The organism is Planococcus massiliensis (assembly GCF_000821325.1).
In the GTDB taxonomy this organism is placed as follows: domain Bacteria; phylum Bacillota; class Bacilli; order Bacillales_A; family Planococcaceae; genus Planococcus; species Planococcus ruber.
The window spans coordinates 1,961,983-1,988,503 of record NZ_CCXS01000001.1 but is presented as its reverse complement, the minus strand read 5'-3'; the positions used below and the strand labels follow the sequence as shown (position 1 = coordinate 1,988,503).

The 26,521-nt window shown below is 48.2% G+C and carries 31 protein-coding genes and 1 other annotated feature; of the genes, 30 read left to right on the top strand and 1 reads right to left on the bottom strand.

Going from position 1 to position 26,521, the window contains the following annotated elements; translation table 11 throughout:
* Window positions 1-120 precede the first annotated feature (120 nt).
* From BN1080_RS09775 to pheA, 20 genes are all read left to right on the top strand, one after another.
* Window positions 121-582, top strand: coding sequence for a prepilin-type N-terminal cleavage/methylation domain-containing protein (locus tag BN1080_RS09775; protein ID WP_052651874.1), 462 nt, complete (start codon window positions 121-123; stop codon window positions 580-582).
* A gap of 31 nt (window positions 583-613) precedes the next feature.
* Complete coding sequence (pilM, locus tag BN1080_RS09770; protein WP_052651873.1) at window positions 614-1,552, top strand: type IV pilus biogenesis protein PilM; 939 nt, start codon at window positions 614-616, stop codon at window positions 1,550-1,552.
* Window positions 1,553-1,554: 2 nt separating this feature from the next.
* Window positions 1,555-2,319 (top strand): PilN domain-containing protein, encoded by a 765-nt coding sequence (locus BN1080_RS09765; RefSeq protein ID WP_052651872.1) that lies wholly within the window; start codon window positions 1,555-1,557, stop codon window positions 2,317-2,319.
* A complete protein-coding gene (locus tag BN1080_RS09760; protein WP_110925618.1) occupies window positions 2,316-3,278 on the top strand; it encodes a LysM peptidoglycan-binding domain-containing protein in 963 nt (320 codons plus the stop codon). The genes BN1080_RS09765 and BN1080_RS09760 overlap by 4 nt, the downstream gene beginning before the upstream one ends.
* A 142-nt stretch (window positions 3,279-3,420) precedes the next feature.
* The gene (locus BN1080_RS09755) at window positions 3,421-4,176 is read left to right on the top strand and encodes a prepilin peptidase (protein ID WP_052651871.1); all 756 of its coding nucleotides are present in this window, start codon (window positions 3,421-3,423) and stop codon (window positions 4,174-4,176) included.
* A 195-nt stretch (window positions 4,177-4,371) separates the two neighbouring features.
* Window positions 4,372-4,986, top strand: coding sequence for a Maf family protein (locus BN1080_RS09750; protein WP_052651870.1), 615 nt, complete (start codon window positions 4,372-4,374; stop codon window positions 4,984-4,986).
* A complete protein-coding gene (radC, locus tag BN1080_RS09745; protein WP_052651869.1) occupies window positions 4,973-5,668 on the top strand; it encodes a RadC family protein in 696 nt (231 codons plus the stop codon). Before BN1080_RS09750 ends, radC begins: the two co-directional genes overlap by 14 nt.
* Before the next feature lie 89 nt (window positions 5,669-5,757).
* Entirely contained in the window at window positions 5,758-6,786 is a 1,029-nt protein-coding gene (locus tag BN1080_RS09740) for a rod shape-determining protein (RefSeq protein WP_052651868.1), read from the top strand.
* Between the two features lie 14 nt (window positions 6,787-6,800).
* Window positions 6,801-7,685: a rod shape-determining protein MreC gene (mreC, locus tag BN1080_RS09735; RefSeq protein ID WP_052651867.1), complete on the top strand. Its 885-nt coding sequence runs from the start codon at window positions 6,801-6,803 to the stop codon at window positions 7,683-7,685.
* Window positions 7,682-8,227 (top strand): rod shape-determining protein MreD, encoded by a 546-nt coding sequence (mreD, locus tag BN1080_RS09730; RefSeq protein WP_052651866.1) that lies wholly within the window; start codon window positions 7,682-7,684, stop codon window positions 8,225-8,227. The genes mreC and mreD overlap by 4 nt, the downstream gene beginning before the upstream one ends.
* 34 nt (window positions 8,228-8,261) lie before the next feature.
* Complete coding sequence (gene minC / locus BN1080_RS09725) at window positions 8,262-8,927, top strand: septum site-determining protein MinC (RefSeq protein ID WP_052651865.1); 666 nt, start codon at window positions 8,262-8,264, stop codon at window positions 8,925-8,927.
* A 1-nt stretch (window position 8,928) separates the two neighbouring features.
* The gene (gene minD, locus BN1080_RS09720) at window positions 8,929-9,729 is read left to right on the top strand and encodes a septum site-determining protein MinD (protein ID WP_052651864.1); all 801 of its coding nucleotides are present in this window, start codon (window positions 8,929-8,931) and stop codon (window positions 9,727-9,729) included.
* A gap of 95 nt (window positions 9,730-9,824) precedes the next feature.
* Window positions 9,825-10,763: a nuclease-related domain-containing protein gene (locus BN1080_RS09715; protein ID WP_052651863.1), complete on the top strand. Its 939-nt coding sequence runs from the start codon at window positions 9,825-9,827 to the stop codon at window positions 10,761-10,763.
* A 160-nt stretch (window positions 10,764-10,923) separates the two neighbouring features.
* Window positions 10,924-11,007 (top strand) — a sequence feature (ribosomal protein L21 leader region).
* A gap of 14 nt (window positions 11,008-11,021) precedes the next feature.
* The gene (gene rplU, locus BN1080_RS09710) at window positions 11,022-11,330 is read left to right on the top strand and encodes a 50S ribosomal protein L21 (RefSeq protein WP_052651862.1); all 309 of its coding nucleotides are present in this window, start codon (window positions 11,022-11,024) and stop codon (window positions 11,328-11,330) included.
* Window positions 11,331-11,333: 3 nt separating this feature from the next.
* Window positions 11,334-11,663, top strand: a complete 330-nt coding sequence (locus BN1080_RS09705; protein WP_052651861.1) for a ribosomal-processing cysteine protease Prp — start codon at window positions 11,334-11,336, stop codon at window positions 11,661-11,663.
* A 13-nt stretch (window positions 11,664-11,676) separates the two neighbouring features.
* Entirely contained in the window at window positions 11,677-11,967 is a 291-nt protein-coding gene (gene rpmA / locus BN1080_RS09700; RefSeq protein ID WP_008431505.1) for a 50S ribosomal protein L27, read from the top strand.
* Window positions 11,968-12,113: 146 nt separating this feature from the next.
* Window positions 12,114-12,626: a Spo0B domain-containing protein gene (locus tag BN1080_RS09695; RefSeq protein ID WP_052651860.1), complete on the top strand. Its 513-nt coding sequence runs from the start codon at window positions 12,114-12,116 to the stop codon at window positions 12,624-12,626.
* A gap of 1 nt (window position 12,627) precedes the next feature.
* The gene (gene obgE, locus BN1080_RS09690; RefSeq protein ID WP_052651859.1) at window positions 12,628-13,917 is read left to right on the top strand and encodes a GTPase ObgE; all 1,290 of its coding nucleotides are present in this window, start codon (window positions 12,628-12,630) and stop codon (window positions 13,915-13,917) included.
* An 81-nt stretch (window positions 13,918-13,998) separates the two neighbouring features.
* Window positions 13,999-14,451, top strand: a complete 453-nt coding sequence (locus BN1080_RS09685) for an ACT domain-containing protein (RefSeq protein ID WP_052651858.1) — start codon at window positions 13,999-14,001, stop codon at window positions 14,449-14,451.
* Window positions 14,452-14,466: 15 nt separating this feature from the next.
* The gene (gene pheA / locus BN1080_RS09680) at window positions 14,467-15,336 is read left to right on the top strand and encodes a prephenate dehydratase (RefSeq protein WP_052651857.1); all 870 of its coding nucleotides are present in this window, start codon (window positions 14,467-14,469) and stop codon (window positions 15,334-15,336) included.
* Between the two features lie 217 nt (window positions 15,337-15,553).
* On the opposite strand, the gene BN1080_RS09675 is transcribed toward pheA, so the two are convergent.
* Window positions 15,554-16,087: a transcription repressor NadR gene (locus BN1080_RS09675; RefSeq protein WP_052651856.1), complete on the bottom strand. Its 534-nt coding sequence runs from the start codon at window positions 16,085-16,087 to the stop codon at window positions 15,554-15,556.
* Window positions 16,088-16,213: 126 nt separating this feature from the next.
* Here BN1080_RS09675 and ruvA point away from each other — a divergent pair, with 126 nt between their 5' ends.
* The 10 genes from ruvA (at window position 16,214) to BN1080_RS09625 (ending at window position 26,515) form a co-directional block, all read left to right on the top strand.
* Window positions 16,214-16,810, top strand: a complete 597-nt coding sequence (ruvA, locus tag BN1080_RS09670) for a Holliday junction branch migration protein RuvA (protein ID WP_052651855.1) — start codon at window positions 16,214-16,216, stop codon at window positions 16,808-16,810.
* A gap of 19 nt (window positions 16,811-16,829) precedes the next feature.
* The gene (ruvB, locus tag BN1080_RS09665) at window positions 16,830-17,828 is read left to right on the top strand and encodes a Holliday junction branch migration DNA helicase RuvB (RefSeq protein ID WP_052651854.1); all 999 of its coding nucleotides are present in this window, start codon (window positions 16,830-16,832) and stop codon (window positions 17,826-17,828) included.
* A 25-nt stretch (window positions 17,829-17,853) separates the two neighbouring features.
* Complete coding sequence (queA, locus tag BN1080_RS09660) at window positions 17,854-18,906, top strand: tRNA preQ1(34) S-adenosylmethionine ribosyltransferase-isomerase QueA (protein WP_052651853.1); 1,053 nt, start codon at window positions 17,854-17,856, stop codon at window positions 18,904-18,906.
* Complete coding sequence (gene tgt, locus BN1080_RS09655; RefSeq protein ID WP_052651852.1) at window positions 18,903-20,045, top strand: tRNA guanosine(34) transglycosylase Tgt; 1,143 nt, start codon at window positions 18,903-18,905, stop codon at window positions 20,043-20,045. Before queA ends, tgt begins: the two co-directional genes overlap by 4 nt.
* 34 nt (window positions 20,046-20,079) lie before the next feature.
* Entirely contained in the window at window positions 20,080-20,355 is a 276-nt protein-coding gene (yajC, locus tag BN1080_RS09650) for a preprotein translocase subunit YajC (RefSeq protein WP_052651851.1), read from the top strand.
* A gap of 139 nt (window positions 20,356-20,494) precedes the next feature.
* Window positions 20,495-20,815 (top strand): post-transcriptional regulator, encoded by a 321-nt coding sequence (locus BN1080_RS09645; RefSeq protein ID WP_052651850.1) that lies wholly within the window; start codon window positions 20,495-20,497, stop codon window positions 20,813-20,815.
* Between the two features lie 65 nt (window positions 20,816-20,880).
* Window positions 20,881-23,157 carry a protein translocase subunit SecDF gene (gene secDF, locus BN1080_RS09640; protein WP_052651849.1) on the top strand — a complete coding sequence of 759 codons (2,277 nt, stop codon included), beginning with the start codon at window positions 20,881-20,883 and terminating at the stop codon, window positions 23,155-23,157.
* Window positions 23,158-23,237: 80 nt separating this feature from the next.
* Window positions 23,238-23,582 (top strand): LapA family protein, encoded by a 345-nt coding sequence (locus BN1080_RS09635; RefSeq protein WP_052651848.1) that lies wholly within the window; start codon window positions 23,238-23,240, stop codon window positions 23,580-23,582.
* A gap of 84 nt (window positions 23,583-23,666) precedes the next feature.
* Complete coding sequence (recJ, locus tag BN1080_RS09630) at window positions 23,667-26,012, top strand: single-stranded-DNA-specific exonuclease RecJ (protein WP_052651847.1); 2,346 nt, start codon at window positions 23,667-23,669, stop codon at window positions 26,010-26,012.
* Window positions 26,003-26,515, top strand: coding sequence for an adenine phosphoribosyltransferase (locus BN1080_RS09625; RefSeq protein ID WP_052651846.1), 513 nt, complete (start codon window positions 26,003-26,005; stop codon window positions 26,513-26,515). The genes recJ and BN1080_RS09625 overlap by 10 nt, the downstream gene beginning before the upstream one ends.
* The last annotated feature ends 6 nt before the right edge of the window (window positions 26,516-26,521 follow it).

Here is a 26,521-nt window from a genome sequence, read left to right as displayed (position 1 = left end):
TTTGAATGTAAATTTTTTATAAATTTTTATGATTTTACTATTGTGTATTTTAGTTCTATTGATATAATAAGATTGTGCTTGAGAAAGTGCTAAAATAACCATATATGGGGGCAAACGCCGATGAAAAAATTCATCCAAAACAAATTAAAAGATCAAAAAGGTTTGACGTTAATCGAGCTTTTAGCAGTAATCGTAATTATCGCTATTATTGCTGCAATTGCAATTCCGGCAATTGGGAACTTAATAGACAACAGTCGTAATGGAGCGGTTAAATCAGATTATCAAAATGCATTAGCTGCAGCCAATGTTTATTTTACTGAAAATCCTGCTGGTGAAGCTAAAGAGGCAGTAACTAATAATCCGACTGTAACTGTAGGAGTGCTTCTCACTAAAGGTTTCTTAGATGATAAAGGTTCGTTGAAAGATGCAGTTGTAATAACTAAAAAATCTGGTGGTAACACGATTTCTGGATCCGCTGAGGCTAATAATAAAACTTACACTTTAAAGAGTGCATTAACAAATTCTCAACTTACTAGTATTAAAAATGGTGATTTCGAAGGAACTGCTATCGAACCAAAATAATTCTTTATGATTAAGTTTAGGAGCTGAAAAAATGGCCTTATCGTTTTTATCGAGGAAAGCGCGAGTCGCAACCATTACTATAGAAGAAGACGCAATCCGGCATGTGGATATCAAGTCGGCTTCGCCGCTGGAGTTGAGCTGTGCGGAAGAGATGGATCTTCCGCAGGGCATCATCGAAGACGGCAAAATTATGGATAGCGAAACGCTTGAATCGATTCTCGATAAGGCTGTTGATCAGTGGGGTCTCTCTAAGAAGTCAGTCCGCTTCCTCGCCCCTGACGAATTCGTGATTATCCGCAAAGTGAACTACCCCGAAGACATTGAAGCCGATGAACTGAAAGGCCACTTTTTTATTGAAATCGGCTCTACGCTTTACCTTCCCTTTGAAGATCCGGTATTTGATGTCGTGCCGTACGAATCGGATGCAGAAGAACCGGAAGCGATTATCATTGCCTCCAAAGAATCGGTCATTTCCGATTACGAGCGCGTGTTTGACCGGGCCAAACTGGATCCGGTCGTAGCGGATATTACGCCGCTTGCCTTGTACCGCCTCGGCTATTTGCAGCATGATTTCCAGAAAGACGAGCACATCATGCTGATTGATATCCAGTCAACGAAAATGACAGTGTCGATTTTCCATGAGCATTATCCGTTATTCATGCGTCCTGTAGAATTTGACGCATTCGGCGGTTTGGTTTTAGACAAAGAAACGATTACGTCTACGATTGAAACCGAATCCGAAAAATTAGCTAATTTTTACCGCTACAACATGAACGGTGGAGAAGCCGGCATTACGCATATCGTCTGCAATGGGGAGTTCGAAGACTGGTTTACGTTCCAGTCCCGCCTCGAAGAGCGGTTTGCGGTGCCTGTCACGCCGCTCGTCATTGATCCTATTCCGTCCGATCAGTTGAAAAGTGTACCTGTACGCTTCAATCGTGCGATCGGTCTCGCATTGAAAGAGGTGTAAGCATGCTGGTTGATATTAATTTATTGCCGCAAAAGGAACGGGACCGTCCCGCTTTCCTCATTGCGGCACTTTCGATTTTATTGGTAGCTGTCATTATTTGGGCGGTTCTCTTTTTCATGGCTCGCGCTAATACAGCTGAACAATCCGATTATTTGGCACAAAGCGAACAAATTGCAGCGGAACAAGCGATTTTGCGTGCGGATATCGAGCAGACTTCAGGTTTGAATGAAGAACAGCAATTGCAGGCGACCGTCGATTGGGCGGTAAACTACCAATACGATACCGTTCCGTTATTGGATGAACTGGTGTCGATCTTGCCTGAACGCGGATTTTTCAATAGTTTTTCTTACATAGCACCTAACCAAGCGACGTTGACGTTGCAATTTGATACAACGCGAGAAGCCGCTTATTATTTGACGCAATTAAAAGCATCCGACTTGATCGCTTCTGCGACTTTGGATTCTGTAGCAAACCAAGCCGTGGATACAGCGGTTGTCGAAGGGGAAGAAATCCCGGAAGACGCGATGCTTGAAAATCCGCGTTATTTGGCAACTTATTCGATTGTTTTTGTAGATGAACGCATTCCGGCAGAAGGAACGGCAGAAGGCGAAGTGGTGGACGGAGAAGTCGTTGCCCCGCCAGTTGAAGAAGTTCCGGCAGAAACAGCACCAGTAGAAGAAACTCCTGTAGAAGAGACACCAGTAGAAGAAGCACCGGCAACTGACGCAGATGCTGTTCCGGCTGAAACGGAGGGGGATTTGCGATGAGCAGTTTGACTCGGAGACAAAAAGAAATGGGGCTCGTGGTCCTGGCTGTTTTATTCCTTTTAGGTTTAGCTGCTTATTCGTATTTTGGCATCTATACACCTGCCCGCGATGCTAAATTGCAGGCAGAGCAATTATTGTCATCTGAACGGGAAGTGCTGATGGCGCTTGAGACACAAGTAAAATCAAAGCCGGTCGGCGAAAAAATCAGCATTTCAGACTTGCAGCAAAAAGTTTCAGTGGAACCGTTGACGGATCTGATCCTGTTGCAAGTGGAACAAGCTGAATTGATTTCGGATACACTTGCTCTATCGATCGCATTTACGGAAGGGCCGCTTGAATTGCTGCAGCCGGTTGAAGGCGTGGAGAACATTCAGGAAGTCTTAACGACGGTGGAAATCGAAGCAGCGGATTACGCAAGCATCCTGCGTTTTATCCGAGAAATCGAAGCGATGGATCGCATCATGATCATCGATGCCATCGATTTTGGCGCGAACCCGGAAGTGACACAAGTTACGGAAGAAGAAGAGACGCTAACCGCATCCCTCACTTTCTCAGCGTTTTACCGTCCGGATTTAATCGCTTTGCAAGATACGATGCCGAAAGTAGCGGTACCGGCTCCTGCTGGAAAAAGCAATCCATTGCCGCAGAACGACGGGACTGACCTAGAATTAGAGACGACAACGCCTGAAGCGGTCGAAGTGCCGGCTGCAGATTCAGTTCCTTCGGCAGACGCGGAAGAAGAAAGCACAGACGTTTCAAAAATCAATACACAAGACAGCTTCCAAGTTGCCGGCCTTTCTGAGCAAATTCATCAGATCAAGGCCGGCGATACGCTTTCTGCGATTTCCCTCGAATATTTCGGAGATGCTGATAAAGTAGCGGAACTGCAAGAAGCGAACGGGCTGGACAGCACCTTGATTTTAACGGGAAACCAATTAATTATTCCTGAACTTACATAAAAAAGAGATAATGGACGAAGAGCCTAGCGCTGGGCTGCTTCGAATGTTAAATTCCTTAGATGGGATAATAAAACGGTTGTTTCCATAAAAAAGTGGATTCAGCTTATTTGCTATGCAAAAAAACGGATGAAAAGGGGCCGCTATGACAATCACCTATACTGTGTTTTCGTTTATTTTCGGACTGGTTTTCGGTTCTTTCTTTAATGTAGTAGGCCTTCGGGTGCCGAAAAAGGAATCGATCGCTTATCCGCCTTCCCATTGCACAAACTGCAACCGCCAGCTGACGGCGCTTGATCTCATACCGGTATTTTCCTATCTCTTCCTGCGCGGCAAATGCCGATCGTGCGGCGAGAAGATCCACTGGGTTTATCCGCTGATGGAATTCATCACTGCGGTATTATTTGCGTTCTCATTTTGGGTCTTCGGGTTCACGCCGGAACTCCTCATTGCGATTCTTTTTGTGTCGCTTCTCGTGATTATCACGGTTTCGGATATCGCTTATATGCTGATTCCGGACCGGGTTTTGCTGCCGTTTGCGCTTCTCTTGCTTGTGCTCCGTTTCTTCATCCCGCTTGACCCGTGGTGGGATTCGATTTTAGGCGCTGTCGTCGGCTTCCTTCTATTGTTCTTGATTGCGGTCGTATCAAAAGGCGGCATGGGCGGCGGCGACATCAAATTGTTTTTTGTCATCGGTCTGGTGCTTGGGACGACGGGGACGTTGCTGACGCTGTTCTTAGCTTCTTTGATCGGTGCGATTGCGGGAATTTTCCAATTAAGAATAAAAAAAGCCGGCAGAAAAACACCGGTGCCATTTGGTCCTTCAATTGCGCTAGGCGCGTTGATTGTCTATTTCTGGGGTGAGCCGCTGCTTGATTGGTATTTCGGATTTTTAGGATGAAGCATAGGCTTCGTCCTTTTTTCTTTGCACCAAAATAAATATTTGAAAGCTGTTGGATATGCGAATAATCAAAAATAGAGCGGCAAATCCTATTTTTGATTCGGCCTATCGCTTAAAAAATCATTTTTCGCATCCTGAAGAAATTTTTCAAACCGAAAAATTTTCGGTATGATGCTAAAAAGGGAGGTATACGAAATGAAATTCAAAGCAAATCAGCCGGTTGTCTTGGCATCGGCATCGCCGCGTCGAAAAGAATTACTGGAAGGGCTCGGCATTAACTTTAAAATTATTCCGAGTAAAAAAGCAGAGCCTACGCCTGAAAATTTCAATACGGCTGTGGAATATGTGGTCGAATGTGCACTTCAAAAAGCGAAGGAAGTTGCCAAAGAGGCGCCGGAATCCGTTGTCATCGGTTCGGATACCGTTGTTGTGCTTGGCGGAGAGATCTTGTTGAAGCCGAAAGATAAAGAGCAGGCCCGGAATTTTTTAGCGCGTTTGTCCGGCAACACACATGAAGTGGTTACGGCGCTAGCGATTAAACAAGGGGATAACGAGCAAACATTTTATGAAGAAACTGAAGTGGCTTTCTACGAGCTGGACTCTGCGTGGATAGAAGCATATATCAACACGAGCGATCCATACGACAAGGCAGGCGCTTACGGCATCCAAACGGCGTCCGGGTTATTCGTCAAAGAAATTAAAGGCGATTACCAAACGGTTGTCGGCTTGCCGGTTGCGAGCCTTGCCCGGAAGCTGGAAGCGTCCGGCTATATTTCGCTGGAAGGGAGCCATGTCCATGCTGACTTCTGAACAGCCGTTGATGATCCGGGACGTCCATGCGCAGGACCGGCCGCGTGAGCGGCTGGTCAACCAAGGCGCCACGAGTTTATCCAATCAGGAATTGATTGCAATTTTGCTTCGCACCGGAACGAAGCAGGAATCCGTTTTACATCTCTCCAACCAGGTGCTCCTCCATTTTGAGCATCTCCATCATTTAAAAGATGCAACGATCGAAGAAATGACTTCCATTAAAGGCATTGGCCAAGCGAAGGCTGTTCAGCTTCTCGCTGCCATTGAACTTGGCCGCCGTTTATCCTCCAAACAAACCGACACAAAATATACCATTCGTTCCCCAAAAGATGCCGCCTCCTATTTGATGGCGGATATGACATCCCTCAAACAAGAACATTTCGTGGTTCTTTTTCTCAACATCAAAAACCAAGTCATGCATAAGCAAACCGTTTTCGTCGGCAGCTTGAATGCGAGCATTGTCCATCCGCGTGAAATTTTTCGCGAAGCGGTGCGCAGATCGGCCGCTTCCATCGTCTGTGCCCATAACCACCCTTCCGGAAACCCGGCGCCTTCACCGGAAGATATCGCCGTCACGAAGCGTTTGGTGGAGGCTGGCAGCATTGTCGGCATCGAACTATTGGATCATATCATCATCGGTGACCATCAATTCATTTCCTTGAATGAAAAGGGCTATATGTAACACTGTTGTTTTCTTTGCTTTTCAGCTATAATGAAAGGTATTGTGTAAACACTATGGCTTTTTGGCATATAAAGAAGGGAAGATTTGACTTGTTTGGAATCGGATCAAAAGATGTAGGAATAGACTTAGGTACTGCGAATACGCTAGTTTTTGTAAAAAATAAAGGGATTGTTCTCCGTGAACCTTCAGTTGTCGCGAAAAACACGAGCACAGGCGAAATCGTCGCTGTCGGAAACGATGCACGCAATATGATTGGCCGGACGCCTGGGTCCATCGTAGCGATTCGTCCAATGAGAGACGGCGTTATCGCTGATTATGATACAACGACGGCAATGATTCAATATTACTTGAAAGAAGCAATGAAAGTGGCAGGCGGGACTTGGAAAAAGTCGAACGTCATGATTTGTGTGCCTTATGGCATCACTTCAGTCGAACGCCGTGCGATTATCGATGCATCTCGCCAGGCAGGAGCTCGGGAAGCTTTCACGATCGAAGAACCTTTTGCAGCGGCAATCGGGGCAAATCTTCCGGTATGGGAACCTACGGGCAGCATGGTCGTCGATATTGGTGGCGGTACTACTGAAGTTGCAGTCATTTCACTTGGCGGCATTGTAACGAGCGAATCGGTTCGGGTGGCCGGCGATTCAATGGACCAGGCAATTACGCAATACATCCGCAAAACGTATAATTTAACCATCGGTGAGCGGACAGCGGAAGCAGTGAAAATGGAAATTGGTTCAGCTCGCGCAGCAACAGAAGCCGAGAAGAATTTAAAAATGGAGATCCGCGGACGCGATCTTTTGACGGGCCTTCCAAAAACAATTGAAATTTCTGCGGACGAAATTGCGGAAGCGTTGAAAGAGTCAATTGCCGCAATCATCGACGGCGTGAAAAAAACGCTTGAAACGACGCCGCCTGAATTATCAGCGGATGTCATGGAACGCGGAATCGTCTTGACCGGAGGCGGAGCGCTTCTAAAAAACCTGGACAAAGTTATTTCAGATGTTACAATGATGCCTGTTATCATTGCAGATGATCCATTGGATTGTGTCGCAATTGGAACTGGTAAAGCTTTAGATAATATGGATCAGATCCGACGCCAGCAATCGCATAAATAAGGAGGATTGCACTAATGCCACAGTTTTTTTCGAATAAGCGGCTTATCTTGCTGCTACTCGGCGTTATCCTGCTCGTCGCGTTGATTTCTTTTTCTCTGCGCGATCGGGATAATGTGTCATTGCCGGAGCAGATCATCAAAGATGCCGTTGGTGCTGGGCAATCGGTCTTTTCAGGGCCCGCACATTTTGTCACAGGGGTTTTCGATAACGTGGATTCGCTATTGAATACATATGAAGAAAACAAATACCTGAAATCACGCCTGGAAGAATTTGCAACGGTCCAGGCGGAAGTCACGGATCTTCGTTCTGAAAACGCGGAACTGAAAGAACTGGTCGGCAAAGAAGAGGATTTACGGGATTATAATCCAATCCAGGCAACCGTCATTGCACGGAACCCGGATCAATGGGAAGAGAAAATCGTCATCAACAAAGGCGAGACGAGCGGCGTGAAGCCGAATATGGCCGTCATGACAGCGCGCGGCTTGATCGGCAAGGTGACGCTGGTGACCAAATTGTCTTCTACGGTCGAATTGATTTCCACTCAAAACCCGAACTACCGCGTATCCGCGATGGTGCTCGGGGGCGATAAAGAGGTATTCGGCTTGATTGAAGGCTATGACGCCGATCGCCGGGAATTGCTCTTGAAGCGGATTGATGCTGAAATCGAACTCAAAGAAGGGCAAAAAGTCGTTTCCAGCGGGCTTGGCGGGATTTTCCCGAAAGGCATCGTCATTGGGGAAATTACGGAAGTGGCCATCGATGAATTCGGTTTGACAAAACTCGCTTACGTCAAACCGGCGGCAGACTTCACGTTGCTGAACCATGTCGTGATAGCGGACCGGCTGGCGCCGGAAGTGGACGGGGAAGATAATGGGGAGACAGGAGACGGTGAATCATGATCCGTTATCTGATTCCGCTTATCGGCCTGGTCCTGTTTTTCCTTGAACCTGTTTTCGGACTTTTTTCACCGCTGCAGATGAATGGCGATTTTTATTACATCGTCCCGCGCTTTTTGATCATGTTTCTGATATTCGTGTCCGTTTATTACGACACAAAACGGGCAATGTACTACGGATTATTTTTCGGACTCTTGTATGATGTCTTTTTCATTGATATTATTGGTTTATATTCTTTTTTGTATCCGGCCGTTTGTGTAATCGCCGGATACACCGTAAAATCAATCCACCGGAATCTATTCATCACGACTGTTTTGACTTTAGTCTTGACGGCGCTTTTCGAATTCGTCCTGTTTCAATTCTTTTCGTTGATCGGGCTTGCTTCGATGCCGATTAAAGCCTTTTTGGGAACCCGCTTGCTCCCGACGATGATTGCGAACTCGCTGTTTTTATTCATCTTGGGCTGGGCTTTCCGATCGGTGATCGTGGCCCGTTTTATCGAACGCCAGAACAGTCCGGGAATGTCCGGATACAACGGCCAGTAAGGCTTATTTTAATGAAAGCGCAGGTGACACATTTTTGAGGAATCTTGTCTATATCAAAGGGACGAAACAAGGGCTCGTTCTGCAGCTCGATGACCAGTGTTCTTACACCGATCTGCTGACGGAGCTGCAGGCAAAGGTGTCGGATCCTGCGCTTGATGGCAGTGCGGAAGTGCAGATTCATCTGGGGAACCGGTACTGCACGGAAGCGCAGACGAAAGAAATCATTGCGATCACGCAAAGCAATTCGCATCTGCGGGTGTCGAGCGTGAGAAGCGATGTCATTACCGTCGAAGAAAGCAACCGCCGGATCATGGAACGCCAATCCGAAACGTATGTCGGCATTGTGCGTTCGGGCCAGGTGGTCAAAGCGGAAGGCGATTTGGTCGTGGTCGGGGACGTCAATCCGAACGCGAAAGTGGTCGCCGGAGGCAATATATACGTGTTGGGCCGCTTAAAAGGGATCGCTCATGCAGGAGCAAACGGCAACCGTGAAGCGGTCATTGCAGCTTCATGGCTGGAAGCGACGCATCTGAAAATTGATGATGCGCTTGAAACGATGACCGATGAACTCACGGTGCTTTCCGAGCAGCCGGAAATGGAATGTGCTTATTTACATACGAATGGCCATATCATCATCGACCGCTTGCAGGAATTGCGCTTTATACGGCCGCAAATTTCAACGTTTAAAGGAGGAAGCTAATGTGGGAGAAGCAATAGTCATAACGTCAGGTAAGGGAGGCGTCGGAAAAACGACGACGACCGCCAATCTCGGCACTGCATTGGCTCTTCAAGGCAAAAAAGTATGCTTAATCGATACCGATATCGGTTTGCGGAATTTAGACGTTATTTTGGGACTCGAAAACCGGATCATCTACGATTTGGTCGATGTTCTCGATGGCCGCTGCAAAGTCCACCAGGCGCTTGTCAAAGACAAGCGTTTTGATGACATGCTGTATTTATTGCCAGCTGCTCAAACAACGGATAAGAACGCGATCAATCCGGAGCAAATGAAAGAATTGGTGACGAAGCTGAAAGATGAATACGATTTCGTCATTATCGATTGCCCGGCCGGCATCGAACAAGGCTATAAAAATGCCGTGGCGGGCGCCGATAAAGCGATCGTCGTCACGACACCTGAAATTTCAGCTGTCCGCGATGCCGACCGCATTATCGGTTTGCTTGAGCTCGAAGAAAACATCGAGCCGCCGAAGCTGATCATCAACCGCATTCGCCAGCATTTGATGAAAGCGGGCGAAGCGCTCGATGTCAACGAAATCACGACGCACTTGTCGATCGATTTGCTTGGAATCGTTGCTGACGATGAAACGGTCATTTCAAGTTCAAACCGCGGCGAACCGGTCGTAATGGATCCGAACAACCGCGCAGCAATGGGCTACCGCAATATCGCCCGCCGCATTTTAGGTGAATCTGTACCGCTTATGACAATGGATCAGAAGAGCGGCGGCGTGTTCTCAAAAATTAAAGCGATTTTTTCTAAATAACAAACGACGACGATGCCCCCGCATCCGAATTGTTTCTGCTCACAAACGAGCAGGAATGATTTGGGTCCGGGGGTTTTTTATTTGGGAGGTGCTAAATGAACGAACGATTGTTGGCGCAAATGGTATTGGTGGAAAGATTGTCAAAAAGCCATCCAGCTTGGAATTCGATAAGCAGCGAACTAAAAAGTTCGCTGGCTGGAGCAGGAGGAGAACAACGAACCCTATCCTTGTTGAAAAGAGAATTGATCCTTCCAGGAGAAACCATCATTTTGACGGATTTATCGATTCCTAATGGAAGTGGTTACGCCCAAGTGGATCTTCTTGTTGTAAATCAAAAATTGGTTTGCGTCCTCGAAGTGAAGAATATGAAAGGCGATTTCTATTTTGATTCGGAAAATTTTCAGTTTCATCGAATGGTGGATGGGCGGCCGGAAGGAATGAAAAGCCCGGAGTCACAATTGCATCGTGCAGTCAAAGCGACAGAACGGTTTTTAGGCATTCCTGTCGCCGGAGTGATTGTGCTGGCGAGCCGTTCAGGGCGAGTAGTAGAGGGGCCGAAGAACTATCCTGCAGTGTCTCTCGACTATTTGCCGTTCTATTTGGAAAGTTTAGTGGGAGGAAGAAAGCTAGTTGACGAACAGAAATTAGCAGCGAAAGTGCGTGCTTTGCCTAAGAGGAGTTTCGATCAGAATTTGTTGGAGCGCTACGGGCTTCGTATCGATTCCTTGCGGCTTGGTGTGACGTGTCCGCGATGCAGGAATTCGGCTTTGAGCAGAAAAAATCGAAAATGGCACTGCGGGGGCGGCGGCGGTTCCTTCCATGATGCACATGAAGTAACGCTTCAGGAATATGCGGTTTTATTCGGAGCGGAATTGCCGACAAGTTTTGCTTACCGGTTGCTTGGGGTAGAAGACAAGCATTTGCTTTACCGGTTATTGGAGAAGTCTGCCCTGCGGGGAAATGAACGCGGCAGACGGTGGATTGTGCCGAGGCGGGAATTGTTGGAGGCGTATTTTGGATCGATTTGGCGCTGAACGCACCTCGCTGCGATTGTTTCGCACCTCACAGCAACTTTTCCGCACCCCAGAGCCTAAAGTTCGCACCTCAACACCGAAAGCCCGCTCGCTATTGAATAAAACCGTTGACGCGGCATGCGCATGCGTGGTATTATTCTACTGTTATGTTTGTAGCGCACCTGTGCTACAACCGCTCGAATCAGGTTATTTGAAGAGCCAGCAGCAATGCCGGTCACCTGAATAGGCGAGTCTTAGTCTAAGAGGAGGTGCAAGGATATGTACGCAATTATTGAAACTGGTGGTAAACAAATCAAAGTTGAAGCGGGCCAAGAAATCTACGTTGAGAAATTGAACGGTGAAGCTGGTGACGTGATCACATTTGATAAAGTTCTATTTGTAGGTGGAGACGATTCTAAAGTGGGTGTTCCTTTTGTTGAAGGAGCTACTGTATCGGCAACTGTTGTTAAAAACGGCCGCGCTAAAAAGATTACTGTTTTCAAATACAAATCGAAAAAGAACTACCGTAAAAAACAAGGTCATCGTCAGCCATACACAAAATTGACTGTCGACGCGATCAACCTGTAAGACATGATTAACGTCAAAATTAAAGAAGCATCAGGCCGTATTTCTTCTTTCGAAATGTCGGGGCATGCGGACTTTGCGGAACACGGGCAGGATTTGGTATGTGCCGGAGCATCCGCTGTTTCTTTCGGAGCAGTGAACGCCATCATGGAACTTACCGGAATCGAACCTGGCATTACGCAATCTGAAAGCGGCTATTTAAAAGTCGATTTCCCGGATGGACTCGATGAGAAAACGGATGGACAGGTGCAATTGCTTGTTCGCAGCATGATTGTTTCATTAAAAACGATTGAACAAGACTATGAAGAATATATTAAAATAACCTTCACAGCTTAGGAGGTGGGACAGAATGTTAAGATTAGATCTTCAGTTTTTCGCATCTAAAAAAGGTGTAGGTTCTACGAGAAACGGACGTGACTCAGAATCTAAACGCCTTGGCGCTAAACGTGCAGACGGCCAAGAAGTAACTGGTGGTTCAATTTTATACCGTCAACGCGGTACTAAAATTTATCCAGGTGAAAACGTTGGACGCGGTGGAGACGATACGCTTTTTGCTAAAATCGACGGAGTCGTACGTTTTGAACGTTACGGACGCGATAAGAAAAAAGTGAGCGTGTACCCAGTAGCACAAGAAGCTTAATACAAAACGAAAGGGCTGCGCATGCAGCCCTTTTTATTTTGAAAAACTATGGCGGCGTTTTAAAATCTCTCTCATCTCTTCTTTTCCTGGAAAATCCAGCGGTAAAATTGGTATACTGAAAAAAGAAGACGAACGGGACGTGACTTATGAAAACACCAATGACAGTGGCACAATCGCTTCGGCATGCGCGCCATGATTTCTTGAATGAATTGCAATTGATCAAAATGAATTTGGATCTTGGGCGCTTGGATGAGGTCCAGGCGATTATTCGCACGCATGGCGAAGCGGCTGTGCAGATGAGCCGGCTCTCGGGTTTGAAAATGGAAAAGCTGGAAGAATGGCTGCTGCTTTCGCAATGGCGCTACCCGGAATTCCGTTTTCATCTCAGCTGCCAGGCGGTAAAGGCACCAGTCCATTTGGATGGACTTTATGCGGAAACGATTGAAGCGTTGATCGAGGCGGCTCTGGAAGGGACGGATCCGTACGAGGAATACGAATGCTTCCTTACGTTTTCGAACGAAGATTCTTATTTTATTGCAGAAATTCGGTTGACTGGTGAATGGACAGAAATAACGGTTCCGGAAACGGAGCTTGAGATAGTGAAAGCGTGCGGACCGGATGGCTTGAACATCGCCATACGCGCACAGATGGAGGGATAATATGTTTGTCGATCACGTAAAAGTTTATGTTAAAGGTGGAGACGGCGGAGATGGAATGGTTGCATTCCGCCGCGAAAAATATGTGCCGAACGGAGGGCCTGCAGGCGGCGACGGCGGTAAAGGCGCAGATGTCGTCTTTATGGTCGAAGAAGGCTTGCGCACGTTGATGGATTTCCGCTACAAACGGATTTTCAAAGCAGACCGCGGGACGCACGGCATGAGTGCGAATAAGCACGGCGCGAAAGCATCGGATTTAATCATCAAAGTTCCGCCGGGCACGGTTGTAAAAGACGCGGACACCGGTGAAACCATCGCCGACCTCGTTGAGCACGGGCAGACGGCTGTCATCGCTCGCGGCGGACGCGGCGGACGCGGGAATTCCCGCTTTGCCACGCCGCAGAACCCGGCTCCGGAATTATCGGAAAAAGGAGAACCGGGATTTGAGCGCAATGTCATCCTGGAACTAAAAGTATTGGCGGATGCCGGTTTAGTCGGATTCCCGAGCGTCGGGAAATCAACCCTATTGTCAGTCGTTTCGGCTGCGAAACCGAAAATCGCTGAATACCATTTCACGACGATCGTGCCGAACCTCGGAATGGTTGAAACGGATGACCACCGCAGTTTTGTCATGGCCGATTTGCCGGGACTGATTGAAGGCGCACATGAAGGCGTTGGCCTTGGGCATCAATTCCTTCGCCATATCGAGCGGACACGGGTTATCATCCACGTCATCGATATGTCGGGGATGGAAGGGCGCGATCCGTATGAGGATTACGTGACCATCAATGAAGAATTGAAGCAGTACAATATGCGTCTGACGGAACGCCCGCAAGTGATTGTAGCGAACAAGATGGATATGCCGGATTCGGAAGAGAACTTGAAGAAATTCCGCGAGAAATTGCCGGAAGATGCACAGATTTTCCCGATTTCTGCGCTTTCCCGCCAAGGCTTGTCGAATCTTTTATTCGCCGTGACGGATCTGCTCGAAGTCACACCGGAATTCCCGATGATCGAAGAAGTGGATGAAGAGTCGGACAACGCAGTTCTTTACAAACATGAAGCGCAAGGCGACGGCTTTGAAATTACGCGCGATCCGGATGGTTCGTTTGTGCTTTCAGGCTATGCGATCGAGCGCCTGTTCAAGATGACCGACTTCTCGCGTGAAGATTCAATCCGCCGTTTTGCCCGCCAGATGCGCGGCATGGGCATTGATGATGCACTTCGTGAGCGCGGCGCCGAAAATGGCGACACGGTACGTTTGATGGAATTTGAATTTGAATTTATGGATTGATCAATCGATCAGCCCGGATCGAGCTCAGCTGGCCATTGGCGCCGGCTGGGTTCAGTTTCTCTTTAGATGGAGGGTAAATGGATGAAGGATATATCAGAACAACGGTATTACTTGGTGCGCGAAGACGTTTTGACGGAAGCGATGCAAAAGACGCTTGAAGTGAAAAGACTGTTGCAGCGCGAACACATGTCCATATTGGATGCAGTCAATCAAACCGGCCTTTCGCGTTCCGCGTTCTATAAATACCGGGATGCTGTATTCCCGTTCCACTCAATCGTCAAAGAGCGGATCCTGACGGTATTCTTGCAGCTTGAAGACCGGTCCGGAACGCTTGCGACGCTATTGCAGGCGGTTGCGGAAGCCCGGTGCAATATTTTGACCATCCATCAGACCATTCCGATCCAAGGGCGTGCAAACGTCACGCTGTCTTTGGATGTCACGGCGATGGATTTGGAGTTGGAAACGTTCCTGCAGCAGCTGAAAAAACTCGATTTTGTCGAGTCGGCTGATGTGGTTTCAAGTGGATTATCTTAATGGAGGAGTGGTTGGATGGCTGAAACAAGTTTGAAAAACCGAATTTCTTTTTTAGGGCCGGAAGCGTCTTTCACGCATTTGGCAGCTTCACGTGTATTTCCGGGCAGCACCTTGGTTCCATTCACATCCATTCCTGAATGCATAGAAGCAGTGGCAGAAGGCAGCGTCGAGTACGCTGTCGTGCCGCTGGAAAATGCATTGGAAGGATCGGTTCCGCTGACGGTCGATTATTTATTCCATGAAGCGCAGCTTTACGTAGTAGCGGAAGTGCTTTCGCCGATCAGCCAGCATTTATTGGTCCATCCGGACAATGCAGGCGCGGAGTCACTGGAAGCGATCTATTCGCATCCGCACGCACTGGCACAATGCCATAAATTTCTTTACTATACATATAAAAACACGCCGCTTGAGCAATACAGTTCGACGGCCGCTGCAGCGAAAATGGTCAGCGAGCTGCCGGAACGCAATATTGCGGCGATCGGCAACGAATTCTCCGCCGAGAAATACGGCTTGACGATTCTGCAGCGCGATATCCATGACTTCCATTTCAACCATACCCGGTTTTTTGTGTTGTCGAAAACGAATCACCGCTTGGAAGATCCGAGCCATGAAGGCCAAGTGAAAACGACGCTGATGATTTCGCCGCCAAAAGATGACCGCTCCGGCGTGCTCCACCAAGTGCTTTCCGTGTTTGCCTGGCGCCAACTTAACTTGAGTAAAATCGAGTCGCGCCCGTTGAAAACCGGCCTCGGCAATTATTTCTTCATCGCCGATGTCTTGGAAGATGAACAGGCGCCGATGATGCGAGGGGCATTCGAGGAGCTTGCGGCGCTTGGCTGCGAAGTGAAGAGTCTGGGTTCGTATTTTACGTATAAGAGTGAATGACAAGATCCCGCGGCGACGGCGCTGCGGGATTTTTTCTGCCGAAAAGCGGATTCTGCAAATAAAGGAGGGGATTGCGCAAATAATATTGTTTATTCCGCATGCAATGCTCCTAATCCCGCAAATAAACCCGTGTATCCCGCAAACAACGAAGCAGATTCCGAAAATAAACGAAAAAATCCTGAAACCGGCGATCGGTTCCAGGATTTCGAGTAAGCTTTTATTCATTTTCCTCCAGCAACAAGCCATTCTCGCGCATGGCAGCAATGGCTTGTTCAAGCATCGCGACATTTGGTGCGGTGATCGTGTGGAGATGCGTGCCGCCGGTCAGTTCCAGCAAATAACTCGCACCTGTTTCACGCACGCGCTGCATGAACGCGTCGACTTCTTCGCTGTTTGAGACGTGGATGCCGGCGGTGAGTTCGCCGTAAACCGGGTGTTCAACGGATACGTCTTTCACCGTTACGCCGGTCGCGACGAGAACTTTGAGTTCGCGTTCCGTATCTTCCGCCTGGTGATGGCAGGCGATGGTGCGGCTGATTTCTTGATTGGCCTGGCTATTCATATAAAGATAGCCTTGGCTGGTCGCAATGATCGGTTCATTTTTCGCTTTCAACAGCGTCATGTCTCCGACGATGACTTGGCGGGAGACGTTTGCAAAAGCGGCAAGCTCGCCGCCGGTCAAAGGTTCTTCCGCCGTTTTTAATTTTTCCAGCAGGATTTGGCGCCGCTGTTCGCCGTAAAGTTTTTTCATGGGAATCCTCCAGCATTTTTGAATGATTTCTTCTATTTTACCACGGACGTTTTCAGAACGGGTTTGTTTCGTAAAAGGGGAACAGATATGCTATAATCAATAGGTTAAATTGAAGGGGCGAAAAGAATGTACGATTACATAAAAGGGACGGTTACGCGCGTAACGCCCGAATATTTAGTAGTAGAACAGCAAGGCATCGGCTGGCAGATTTTTGCGCCGAATCCGTATTCCTTCGGATCGGAAGAACTGCAGGTTTTCCTGCACCATCATGTCCGTGAAGATGCGCAATTATTATTCGGCTTTCCGACTTTGGAACAGCGGGAATTATTCCGTAAACTGATTTCCGTGTCCGGCATCGGGCCTAAAGGAGCGCTCGCGATTCTCGCAAGCGGGCAGCCGCAGCACGTCATCGAAGCGATCGAACGTGAAGATGAATCCTATTTGGTGAAATTCCCGGGCGTCGGCAAAAAGACGGCCCGCCAGATGATTCTGGACTTGAAAGGAAAGCTCGCGGAATTTTTCGGAGAGCCGCTTGAATCGGACGACTTCCAAGGCTTGCTTTCGAATGACGATATCGAACTTGAAGAAGCGATGCTCGCACTTGGTGCGCTCGGCTATTCGGAACGCGAAATTGCGAAAGTGAAGCCGAAGCTGAAAGACCTGGATCTCGATACAGAAGGCTACATGAAAAAAGCATTGCAATTGTTATTGAAACAAAACTGATGAAAAGGAGGCGAACGGCATGGAAGATCGCGTAATTGGCGGCGAAATTTCCGAATTTGATGAACGCTTTGAACAGTCCTTGCGGCCGCAGTATTTATCGCAGTATATCGGCCAGCAAAAAGTAAAGCATAGCCTGGAGATTTTTATCGAAGCGGCAAAGATGCGCGAAGAAAGTCTGGACCATGTATTGTTATACGGGCCTCCCGGACTCGGTAAAACCACGCTTGCTGCAGTCATCGCCAACGAAATGGCGGTCAATGTCAAAATGACGAGCGGCCCGGCGATTGAACGCCCCGGGGATTTAGCGGCCATAGTGTCGTCTTTAGAACCCGGCGACGTCCTGTTTATTGACGAAATCCACCGCCTGAACCGTTCGATCGAAGAAGTGCTGTATCCGGCGATGGAGGATTTTTGCCTCGATATCGTAGTAGGGAAAGGGCCGACTGCCCGGTCCGTGCGGCTTGATTTGCCGCCATTTACGCTGATCGGTGCGACGACGCGGGCGGGTGCTTTATCTGCACCGCTTCGCGACCGTTTCGGAGTGCATGCACGCCTTGATTATTACGACACGGAATCCCTTACGGATATTGTGATCCGGAGTTCGCAATTGTTTGAAGCGGAAATCGATCCGAATGCAGCGGTCGAAATTGCCCGCCGCTCCCGCGGAACACCGCGTATTGCGAACCGCCTATTGAAACGCGTCCGCGATTTTGCACAAGTGCGCGGCAACGGAACGATTACAGAAGAAATGGCGTCGCAAGCGCTTGAGATGCTGCAAGTCGATCCGCTTGGCCTCGACCATATCGACCATAAATTGATGATGGGCATGATCACGCGCTTCCGCGGCGGCCCGGTTGGACTGGATACGATTGCGGCAAGCATCGGGGAAGAATCGACGACGATTGAAGACGTCTATGAACCTTACTTGCTGCAAATCGGCTTTATCCAACGGACCCCGAGAGGCCGCGTGGTCACTCATACAGCATATGAGCATTTCAATATGGAAATGCCTGAATGACTCCAAATGAAGGAAGTTTTTAGAGATGAATGTTAATGATTTTGATTTCCACTTGCCAGAAGAATTGATTGCCCAAACGCCTTTGCTTGACCGGACCTCGAGCCGGCTGCTCGTGATGGACAAAGAAACAGGCGCGATCACGCACCGCCATTTCCGCGACATCACGGAACATTTGGAAGCGGGCGATACGTTAGTATTAAATGACACGCGCGTTCTGCCTGCCCGTTTAATGGGTGTGAAAGAAGAGACGGGCGCCCATATCGAATTATTGCTGCTGAAGCAGATTGAAGACAATGTGTGGGAAACACTCGTAAAGCCTGCGAAGAAAGTAAAAATCGGCACGGTGATTTCGTTCGGAGACGGGCTTTTGAAAGCAGAATGCACCGGCATCCTCGACCACGGCGGACGCCATTTCAAAATGATCTATGACGGCATTTTCTATGAGATTTTGGAGCAATTGGGCGAAATGCCTTTGCCGCCATATATCCGTGAAAAGCTTGAAGACCAGGAACGCTACCAGACCGTCTTCGCGAAAGAACGGGGAAGCGCTGCTGCTCCAACAGCCGGCCTTCATTTTACCGACGAACTTCTTGATGAAATCCGGGCTAAAGGTGTGAACATTGCCTTTATCACGCTGCATGTCGGACTGGGCACGTTCCGGCCGGTATCGGTCGATTCCATCAAAGACCATACGATGCATGCAGAATTTTACCGCATCAATCAGGAAACGGCTGATTTAATCAACGATACGAAAAAACGCGGCAACCGGGTGATTTCAGTCGGCACCACTTCAACACGGACACTGGAAACCGTCGCCAGCAAATTCGGCGGCGAATTGAAAGAAGACAGCGGCTGGACCGATATCTTCATTTTCCCGGGCTTTGAGTTTAAAGCGATCGACGGCTTGATCACGAATTTCCATTTGCCGAAATCGACTTTGGTCATGCTCGTCAGCGCCTTATCGAACCGCGACAACATTTTAAATGCTTACAATGAAGCAGTTAATGAACGCTACCGCTTTTTCTCTTTCGGAGATGCGATGTTCATTGAACCACAGAAAAAGGAGACTCATCAATGACGCAAGCAGTATGGTATGAACATATTAAAACATGCAAACAGACCGGCGCCCGTTTAGGGATTGTCCACACGCCGCACGGTTCTTTTGAAACGCCAGCCTTTATGCCGGTAGGGACGCAAGCGACCGTCAAAACGATGTCGCCGGAAGAATTGAAAGCGATGAACGCCGGAATCATCTTGAGCAATACGTATCACCTTTGGCTGCGCCCAGGCAACGACGTCATCCGCGAGGCAGGCGGCCTGCATAAATTCATGAACTGGGATCGCCCTATTTTGACGGATTCCGGCGGTTTCCAGGTCTTCTCATTAAGTGAATTCCGCAACATCAAAGAAGAAGGTGTTCATTTCCGCAACCATATGAACGGCGATAAACTGTTCTTGAGTCCGGAAAAAGCGATGGAAATCCAGAACGACCTCGGATCTGATATCATGATGGCGTTTGACGAATGCCCGCCGTATCCGGCATCTCATGACTATATGAAATCAAGTGTGGAGCGGACGTCCCGCTGGGCAGAGCGCTGCTTGGAAGCGCATGCCCGCAAAAACGACCAAGGCTTGTTCGGAATCGTCCAAGGCGGCGAATACGAAGACCTGCGCAAACAAAGCGCCCGCGATTTGGTATCGCTTGATTTCCCTGGATATGCAATCGGCGGATTGTCTGTAGGGGAACCGAAAGACGTGATGAACCGCGCGCTTGAGTTCACGACGCCGCTCTTGCCGGAAAACAAGCCGCGTTATTTGATGGGCGTCGGCTCGCCGGATTCCTTGATTGACGGCGCGATCCGCGGCGTGGATATGTTCGACTGCGTCTTGCCGACCCGCATTGCACGGAACGGCACGTTGATGACGAGCACCGGCCGGTTGAATGTGAAAAATGCTGCGTTCAAACGCGATTTCGGTCCGATCGACGAGAAATGCGATTGCTACACATGCACAAATTACACGCGCGCATACGTTCATCATTTGATCCGGACAGATGAAACGTTTGGAATCCGACTTACTAGTTATCATAATCTTCATTTTCTGTTAAACTTAATGGAACAGGTGCGCCAAGCGATTCGTGAGGACCGCCTGGGAGATTTCCGCGAAGAATTTTTTGAAGCTTACGGTTTCAATAAGCCAAACGCTAAGAATTTCTAAACACAGATAGAAAGTGAAAGGGGGAAATTGAAAAATGGATACTTTAATAGCCTTATCACCATTACTATTGATGTTCTTGTTAATGTGGTTTTTCATCATCCGTCCTGCTCAAAAACGCCAGAAAGCAACAGCGAACATGCAGTCGGAATTGCGCCGTGGAGACCGTATTGTCACGATCGGCGGCCTGCATGGCCTAGTCGATGCAGTTGACGATTCAACTGTCTACATCACTGTAGCTGATGGAACACGCATGCAATTCGAACGCCAAGCGATCGCTCGCGTGGTAGAGTCTGCAAAATCGACGATCTGATAAAAATTTCGCCTTCGACTCGAAGGCGATTTTTTTTGACTAAAAGAAACTGTTGAGATTCCAAATACAAGAAAAAGATGGTTCTAAACTTTCTTTCATTCGTATACAATGGAAAAGAACGGCTGAAGGGAGAATAAATATGTTAAAATTTACCGAACAATACGAAATGGTTTTGCCTGCGCTCGAAAGCAAATGTTCGGAATTTCATTATTTCCAGTACGATACTTTCACGCCAGAAGAATTGTGGCAATATTGTGTAAAGAAAAAGTGGCGAAAAAAAGACGTCGAAACGATGCATCTCTATGAAATGGTCAACGACATTATGGAAATGACGGCTTCGGAATTCGTTGCCTATCACCAGGTTGAAGGTTTGAAGGGCGGAAATTGGTTTACTGAAAGCGGACAGGACGATCTGGAGCAGCTGCTCCGTCCGTCAAATAAAAAGCCAACTTCTATTTGACACCGTTCAGCACCTGTTTCATAATGATAGTGCTGTGTTTTTCACACTGAGGAGGAAAGTTACATATGAAAGCAAGAGGTCGTATCATAGCCTTTTTCTTACTGGTCATCGTACTAATAGGAATGATTGGCACCACGAGTTTACCTATCGCAAAAGACATTAAATTAGGTCTGGACCTTCAAGGCGGATTTGAAGTTCTATATGAAGTAACGGCGCTTGAAGACGGACAGAAAATCAATCAGGACGTCTTGGCGGACACGACAGATGCGTTATCGAGCCGGATTAACGTGCTGGGTGTCAGCGAACCCGTTATCCAGATTGAAGGCGATGACCGGATCCGCGTTCAGCTTGCCGGCGTAGAAGACCAGGCAACTGCCCGTGAACTTTTATCGACCGAAGCAAACTTGACGTTCCGCAATGCGGAAGATGAAGTCATGCTTGCTGGTAAAGATTTAAAACAAGGCGGAGCCGCTGCCAATTTTGATGAAAATGGCCAGCCGGTTGTTACGCTTGAATTGAACGATCCAGGAAAATTCGCTGAAATCACGAGCGAAATTTCTCAGATGCCGCCGCCAAGCAACGTCTTGGTTATTTGGCTGGATTTTGAAGAAGGCGTGGATTCCTATGCAGCTGAAGTGGCGAAGCCTGATCCGAAATTCGTTTCGGCTCCGCGCGTCTCTCAGCGCATCAACTCTCCATCGGTGGAAATCTCAGGAGCTTTCACTGTTGAAGAAACGCAAAACTTAGCCGGTATTTTAAATGCCGGAGCCCTTCCGGTTAGTTTAGAGGAAATCTATTCCACTTCGGTTGGAGCGCAGTTCGGCGCAGAAGCATTGGATCAGACGATCTTTGCAGCGGCAGTCGGTATTGCGTTAGTCTTGCTGTTTATGCTGGTTTACTATCGTGTGCCAGGGCTTATTGCCGTCATCACACTGACCGTTTATGTTTACCTGATTCTTCTCGTATTCGAAATGATTGGCGGCGTCTTGACGCTTCCTGGGATCGCGGCGATCATGCTCGGGGTCGGGATGGCGGTCGATGCCAACATCATCACGTATGAACGGATCCGCGAAGAATTGCGCGTCGGCCGTTCGGTGAAGGAATCGTTCAAAGCGGGTGCAGCGGATTCATTCTCTGCCATCCTAGATGCGAACGTGACGACATTGATTGCAGCCATTGTGCTCTTTATTTTCGGAACAAGTTCAGTAAAAGGTTTTGCCACTTTGCTGATCATTTCCATCCTTGTCAGCTTCATCACAGCTGTATGGGGATCTCGCCTGCTTCTTGGCCTCTGGGTTAACAGCGGCGTATTGGACGGCAAATACGGTTTATTCGGCCTGCGGAAATCGCTCGTCCATAAACCGGAAGAAAACCTGGAAATCCTGGACTTATCCACTCGTTTTGACCGTTTTGATTTTGCACGAAACCGCAATAAATTCTTTATTGCATCGATTGCTTTGATTGTGGCAGGGATGGTCGTCATCGGCGTATTCCGCCTGAACCTGGGCATCGATTTCTCAAGCGGTACACGCGTTGAGATCACTGCCGACTCGGAATTATCGCAGTCTGAAGTGGAAGGCTTCTTAGAGGAAGCTGGATATGAAACAGAAGGCGTGGTTATTTCCGGCGACAACAATAATATCGGGGTTGCCCGTTATACAGAAGACTTTAGCCAAGAGCAAATCAACGAGTTGAAGTCGCTCGCTGTGGATGAATACGGAGTAGAACCGAATATTTCCACCGTGTCGCCGACAGTTGGAATTGAACTTGCGAAGAATGCCTTAAAAGCGCTCGCTTATGCAGCGATCGGCATTATCATTTATGTAGCATTCCGATTTGAATGGCGCATGGGTGTCGCATCCATCGTCGCTTTGCTGCACGATGCGTTCTTCATCATTGCTGTGTTCAGCTTGCTTCGACTGGAAGTAGACATTACTTTCATCGCGGCAGTCCTAACCATCGTCGGTTATTCGATCAACGATACGATCGTCACATTCGACCGTATCCGCGAGAATATGAGACGCATGAAGAAAATCGATACGATTGATGCACTGGAAGACATTGTCAACAAATCGCTTCGCCAGACGCTTGGGCGTTCGGTGAACACGGTATTGACGGTTATCTTCGTCGTTATAGCGCTGCTCGTTTTCGGAGCGCCATCGATTACGAACTTCTCGATCGCGTTATTGATCGGTTTAATTGCCGGTACGTATTCTTCAATTTTCATCGCCGCTCAATTATGGCTAGTGTTGAAAAAACGTGAATTGAATAAAAAAGGTCCAATCGACATCGAGAAATTGGAAGAGAAAAGCAAATGGGGTTCTGACGAGCCTGTCGTATAAGTTTATAAACGAAATGGAACAGGGTATAGATAATATGACCTTGTTCCATTTTTTTATTTATCCGAAAGGGGCTAACCCATATGAAATATCAATGGCTCGTTTTGCTGGGACTCTTATTTGCTGTTATTATCGCCATTTTTGCGACTGTAAACGTAGACCCGGTGCCCGTCAATTATGTATTTGGGGAAGCGGAATGGCCGCTGATCCTCGTCATTTTAGCTTCCGCGCTCCTTGGTTTCCTGCTGAGCGGAGTGGTCGGCATCATCCGGACATTCACGTTGCAGCGAAAAGTGAAGTCGCTGCAAAAAGAAATGGCAGTGAAAGAATCGTTGATCGCGACGCAGCAAAATGAAATCGCGGAATACCAGAAAGCCGGCGTTGAGCCGGAAGCAATGGTGATCACCGATGAAAAAGCACAGCTTTAAACGAAAACCTTTCGGCGGAACAGCCGAAAGGTTTTTGTCTGGAGAAAATTTCTGTATAATGGACGGGTAAGGAAGTGAATGAGAATGATTGAATCGAAAAAAAGATGGCGCTTGACCGCGCCTGATGAACAGATAGTAGAAGAAATTCAAAAAGAATTATCGATTTCGTCCGTCTTGGCGAAAATCTTAGTGACGCGCGGCCTGACGAGCGCGGAAATGGCCAAAAGATTTATGGACTTGGACCCAAGCGGCATACATAATCCTTATTTGATGAAAGATATGGATATCGCTGTCGAGCGGATACGCCAAGCCATCGAATCACAGGAGAAAATCATGGTATACGGCGATTACGATGCCGATGGAGTGACCAGCACGACAGTCATGATGACGGTTTTAGAAGATTTAGGAGCGGACGCAATATTCAAGATTCCCAATCGGTTCAAGCATGGCTATGGGCCGAATAAAGAATTGTTCCAGCAAGCATTTGATGAAGGCGTCAAATTGATCGTCACAGTCGACAATGGCATTTCAGGCATCGAAGAAGTAGCGTTCGCCAATGAGTTAGGCATGGAAGTCATCATCAGCGACCACCACGACATCGGAGACACGATGCCGAATGCACTCGCTATCGTCCATCCGCGCCATCCGGCAGGGCATTACCCTTTTGGCGAGCTGGCAGGAGTCGGGGTGGCTTTTAAAATTGCCCAGGCTTTATATGAAGATGTGCCAGATCATTTGTTTGAGCTTGTTGCAATCGGCACCATCGCGGACTTAGTGCCGCTGCACGACGAGAACCGGCTATTCGTAAAAGAAGGATTATCGGCGCTTCAAAATTCGCCGCGTCCCGCGATCGAAGCGTTGGCGGAAGTTTCCGGCGTCAAACAGCGTGAAATTACGGAAGAGACGATTGGCTTTATGTTCGGCCCCCGCATCAACGCCATTGGACGCTTGCAGGATGCCGACCCGGCAGTAAAACTCTTTATGACGGATGACCCGGGCGAAGCGCGGAACTTGGCAGGCGGCCTGGATGTGCTGAATAAAGAACGCCAGGCGATCGTAAAGAAAATTACTGATGAAGCTGTAGCCCAAGTGGATCAGCGTTATCCGGATGAGCCGCCGCATGTCATCGTTGTGGCCCAGGAAGGATGGAATCCGGGAGTAGTCGGGATCGTTGCATCCAAACTGACGGAAAAATATTATCGTCCGTCGATTGTCTTGTCGCTGAGTCCGGAAACCGGAAAAGCGAAAGGTTCGGCCCGCAGCATCGAAGGCTTCCATTTATATAACGAGCTTGCTGCTAACCGGGACATTTTGCCGCATTTCGGAGGACACCCGATGGCAGCGGGCATGACGCTCCAAATGGCGCATGTGGATGAACTGCGGGAACGGTTGAATCTTCAAGCAAAAAACAGTTTGACAGAGGAAGATTTGATTCCGGTGGTGGAAATTGACATTCCGGTTCGTCTGGATGAAATTGATATAGAGACGATCGAATCGATGCGCACACTTGCGCCTTTCGGGATGGGCTTTGCGAAGCCGAAGTTTTTCTTGGAAGGCGTAAAGGTGTCGTCGATCCGGAAAATCGGCGCAGCCCAGAATCACCTGAAGATGGAGCTCGCGCAAGATTCCGGAACGCTGGATGCGGTCGGCTTTGGCATCGGCTCGATTGGCGACGAATTGACGCCGGATGTGAAAATCGATGTGATTGGCGACTTGCAGATCAATGAGTGGAACGGCCGAAAGAAACCGCAATTGATGGTGGAAGATGTGCGGACTGACCAGTGGCAGTTATTTGATATCCGCGGCATCCGCCAGGTATCGCGCTGGTCAAAGCTGATTCCTGAAAAAGGGCAAGTTTTTCTTGCTTTCAAGCCGGAGACCGCAGCAGTTTTCCGGACGCTCATCGATGAGCCGATCTACAGTCCGGAAACCTTGAACGAACTGGAGGGGCCGAAGCATCATCTAGTGCTGCTCGATATGCCAGAGACGGAAGAGCAGTTAGCCATAATATTGTCGATTTTTAAACCGCAGCGGATTTATGCTCATTTCTACGCGAAGGAATCGCAGTATTTTGAGCAGATCCCTACGCGCGAGCAATTCAAATGGCTGTTTGCGTTTCTTAAAAAGCGTGGATCATTCGATTTCAAAAAGCACGGCGATGAATTGGCGAAGCATAAAGGCTGGAGCCGGGACTCAATATTTTTCATGCTGCAGGTGTTTTTTGAACTCGGTTTTGTTACACTTAACAATGGACTTACAGAGCTTGCTGAATCTCCAGGGAAACGTGATTTGTCGGAGGCGCCGATCTACAAGAAGCGGGAGCAGCAGATTGCGTTGGAGCAGAAGCTATTGTATGCATCTTATAAAGACTTAAAAGAGTGGTTTGATGCGAAAGTATCAGCCAAGGAGGAAGAACAGATATGGATTTAAAGCAGTACGTAACAATTGTTGAAGATTGGCCGAAACCGGGCATCAGCTTCAAAGACATCACAACGATCATGGACAATGGCGAAGCGTATAAATACGCGACAGACCAAATGGTGGAATACGCTAAAAAGGTCGGTGCGGACATCATCGTCGGCCCTGAAGCCCGCGGATTCATCATCGGCTGCCCAGTAGCTTATGCGCTTGGCATCGGCTTTGCACCGGTCCGCAAAGAAGGAAAATTGCCGCGTGAAGTGATTCGCGCTGAATATGGCCTTGAATACGGCAAAGATATTTTGACGATGCACAAAGATGCCATCAAACCTGGCCAAAAAGTATTGATCACGGATGATCTTTTAGCGACTGGCGGTACAATCGGCGCTACGATCAACTTGGTTGAACAGCTTGGCGGCGTTGTTGTCGGCTGTGCATTCTTGATCGAATTGACGTATTTGGATGGACGCAAAAACTTAGACGGCTACGACGTTATGACGTTGCTTCAATATTAACTGATT

What these genes read in the sequence shown, in the direction of transcription:
- BN1080_RS09775 (WP_052651874.1), top strand. Translation starts at nt 121, where the DNA reads ATGAAAAAATTCATCCAAAACAAATTAAAAGATCAAAAAGGTTTGACG.
- pilM (WP_052651873.1), top strand. Translation starts at nt 614, where the DNA reads ATGGCCTTATCGTTTTTATCGAGGAAAGCGCGAGTCGCAACCATTACT.
- BN1080_RS09765 (WP_052651872.1), top strand. Translation starts at nt 1,555, where the DNA reads ATGCTGGTTGATATTAATTTATTGCCGCAAAAGGAACGGGACCGTCCC.
- BN1080_RS09760 (WP_110925618.1), top strand. Translation starts at nt 2,316, where the DNA reads ATGAGCAGTTTGACTCGGAGACAAAAAGAAATGGGGCTCGTGGTCCTG.
- BN1080_RS09755 (WP_052651871.1), top strand. Translation starts at nt 3,421, where the DNA reads ATGACAATCACCTATACTGTGTTTTCGTTTATTTTCGGACTGGTTTTC.
- BN1080_RS09750 (WP_052651870.1), top strand. Translation starts at nt 4,372, where the DNA reads ATGAAATTCAAAGCAAATCAGCCGGTTGTCTTGGCATCGGCATCGCCG.
- radC (WP_052651869.1), top strand. Translation starts at nt 4,973, where the DNA reads ATGCTGACTTCTGAACAGCCGTTGATGATCCGGGACGTCCATGCGCAG.
- mreC (WP_052651867.1), top strand. Translation starts at nt 6,801, where the DNA reads ATGCCACAGTTTTTTTCGAATAAGCGGCTTATCTTGCTGCTACTCGGC.
- mreD (WP_052651866.1), top strand. Translation starts at nt 7,682, where the DNA reads ATGATCCGTTATCTGATTCCGCTTATCGGCCTGGTCCTGTTTTTCCTT.
- BN1080_RS09715 (WP_052651863.1), top strand. Translation starts at nt 9,825, where the DNA reads ATGAACGAACGATTGTTGGCGCAAATGGTATTGGTGGAAAGATTGTCA.
- rplU (WP_052651862.1), top strand. Translation starts at nt 11,022, where the DNA reads ATGTACGCAATTATTGAAACTGGTGGTAAACAAATCAAAGTTGAAGCG.
- BN1080_RS09705 (WP_052651861.1), top strand. Translation starts at nt 11,334, where the DNA reads ATGATTAACGTCAAAATTAAAGAAGCATCAGGCCGTATTTCTTCTTTC.
- rpmA (WP_008431505.1), top strand. Translation starts at nt 11,677, where the DNA reads ATGTTAAGATTAGATCTTCAGTTTTTCGCATCTAAAAAAGGTGTAGGT.
- BN1080_RS09695 (WP_052651860.1), top strand. Translation starts at nt 12,114, where the DNA reads ATGAAAACACCAATGACAGTGGCACAATCGCTTCGGCATGCGCGCCAT.
- obgE (WP_052651859.1), top strand. Translation starts at nt 12,628, where the DNA reads ATGTTTGTCGATCACGTAAAAGTTTATGTTAAAGGTGGAGACGGCGGA.
- BN1080_RS09685 (WP_052651858.1), top strand. Translation starts at nt 13,999, where the DNA reads ATGAAGGATATATCAGAACAACGGTATTACTTGGTGCGCGAAGACGTT.
- pheA (WP_052651857.1), top strand. Translation starts at nt 14,467, where the DNA reads ATGGCTGAAACAAGTTTGAAAAACCGAATTTCTTTTTTAGGGCCGGAA.
- BN1080_RS09675 (WP_052651856.1), bottom strand. Translation starts at nt 16,087, where the DNA reads ATGAAAAAACTTTACGGCGAACAGCGGCGCCAAATCCTGCTGGAAAAA.
- ruvA (WP_052651855.1), top strand. Translation starts at nt 16,214, where the DNA reads ATGTACGATTACATAAAAGGGACGGTTACGCGCGTAACGCCCGAATAT.
- ruvB (WP_052651854.1), top strand. Translation starts at nt 16,830, where the DNA reads ATGGAAGATCGCGTAATTGGCGGCGAAATTTCCGAATTTGATGAACGC.
- queA (WP_052651853.1), top strand. Translation starts at nt 17,854, where the DNA reads ATGAATGTTAATGATTTTGATTTCCACTTGCCAGAAGAATTGATTGCC.
- tgt (WP_052651852.1), top strand. Translation starts at nt 18,903, where the DNA reads ATGACGCAAGCAGTATGGTATGAACATATTAAAACATGCAAACAGACC.
- yajC (WP_052651851.1), top strand. Translation starts at nt 20,080, where the DNA reads ATGGATACTTTAATAGCCTTATCACCATTACTATTGATGTTCTTGTTA.
- BN1080_RS09645 (WP_052651850.1), top strand. Translation starts at nt 20,495, where the DNA reads ATGTTAAAATTTACCGAACAATACGAAATGGTTTTGCCTGCGCTCGAA.
- secDF (WP_052651849.1), top strand. Translation starts at nt 20,881, where the DNA reads ATGAAAGCAAGAGGTCGTATCATAGCCTTTTTCTTACTGGTCATCGTA.
- BN1080_RS09635 (WP_052651848.1), top strand. Translation starts at nt 23,238, where the DNA reads ATGAAATATCAATGGCTCGTTTTGCTGGGACTCTTATTTGCTGTTATT.
- recJ (WP_052651847.1), top strand. Translation starts at nt 23,667, where the DNA reads ATGATTGAATCGAAAAAAAGATGGCGCTTGACCGCGCCTGATGAACAG.
- BN1080_RS09625 (WP_052651846.1), top strand. Translation starts at nt 26,003, where the DNA reads ATGGATTTAAAGCAGTACGTAACAATTGTTGAAGATTGGCCGAAACCG.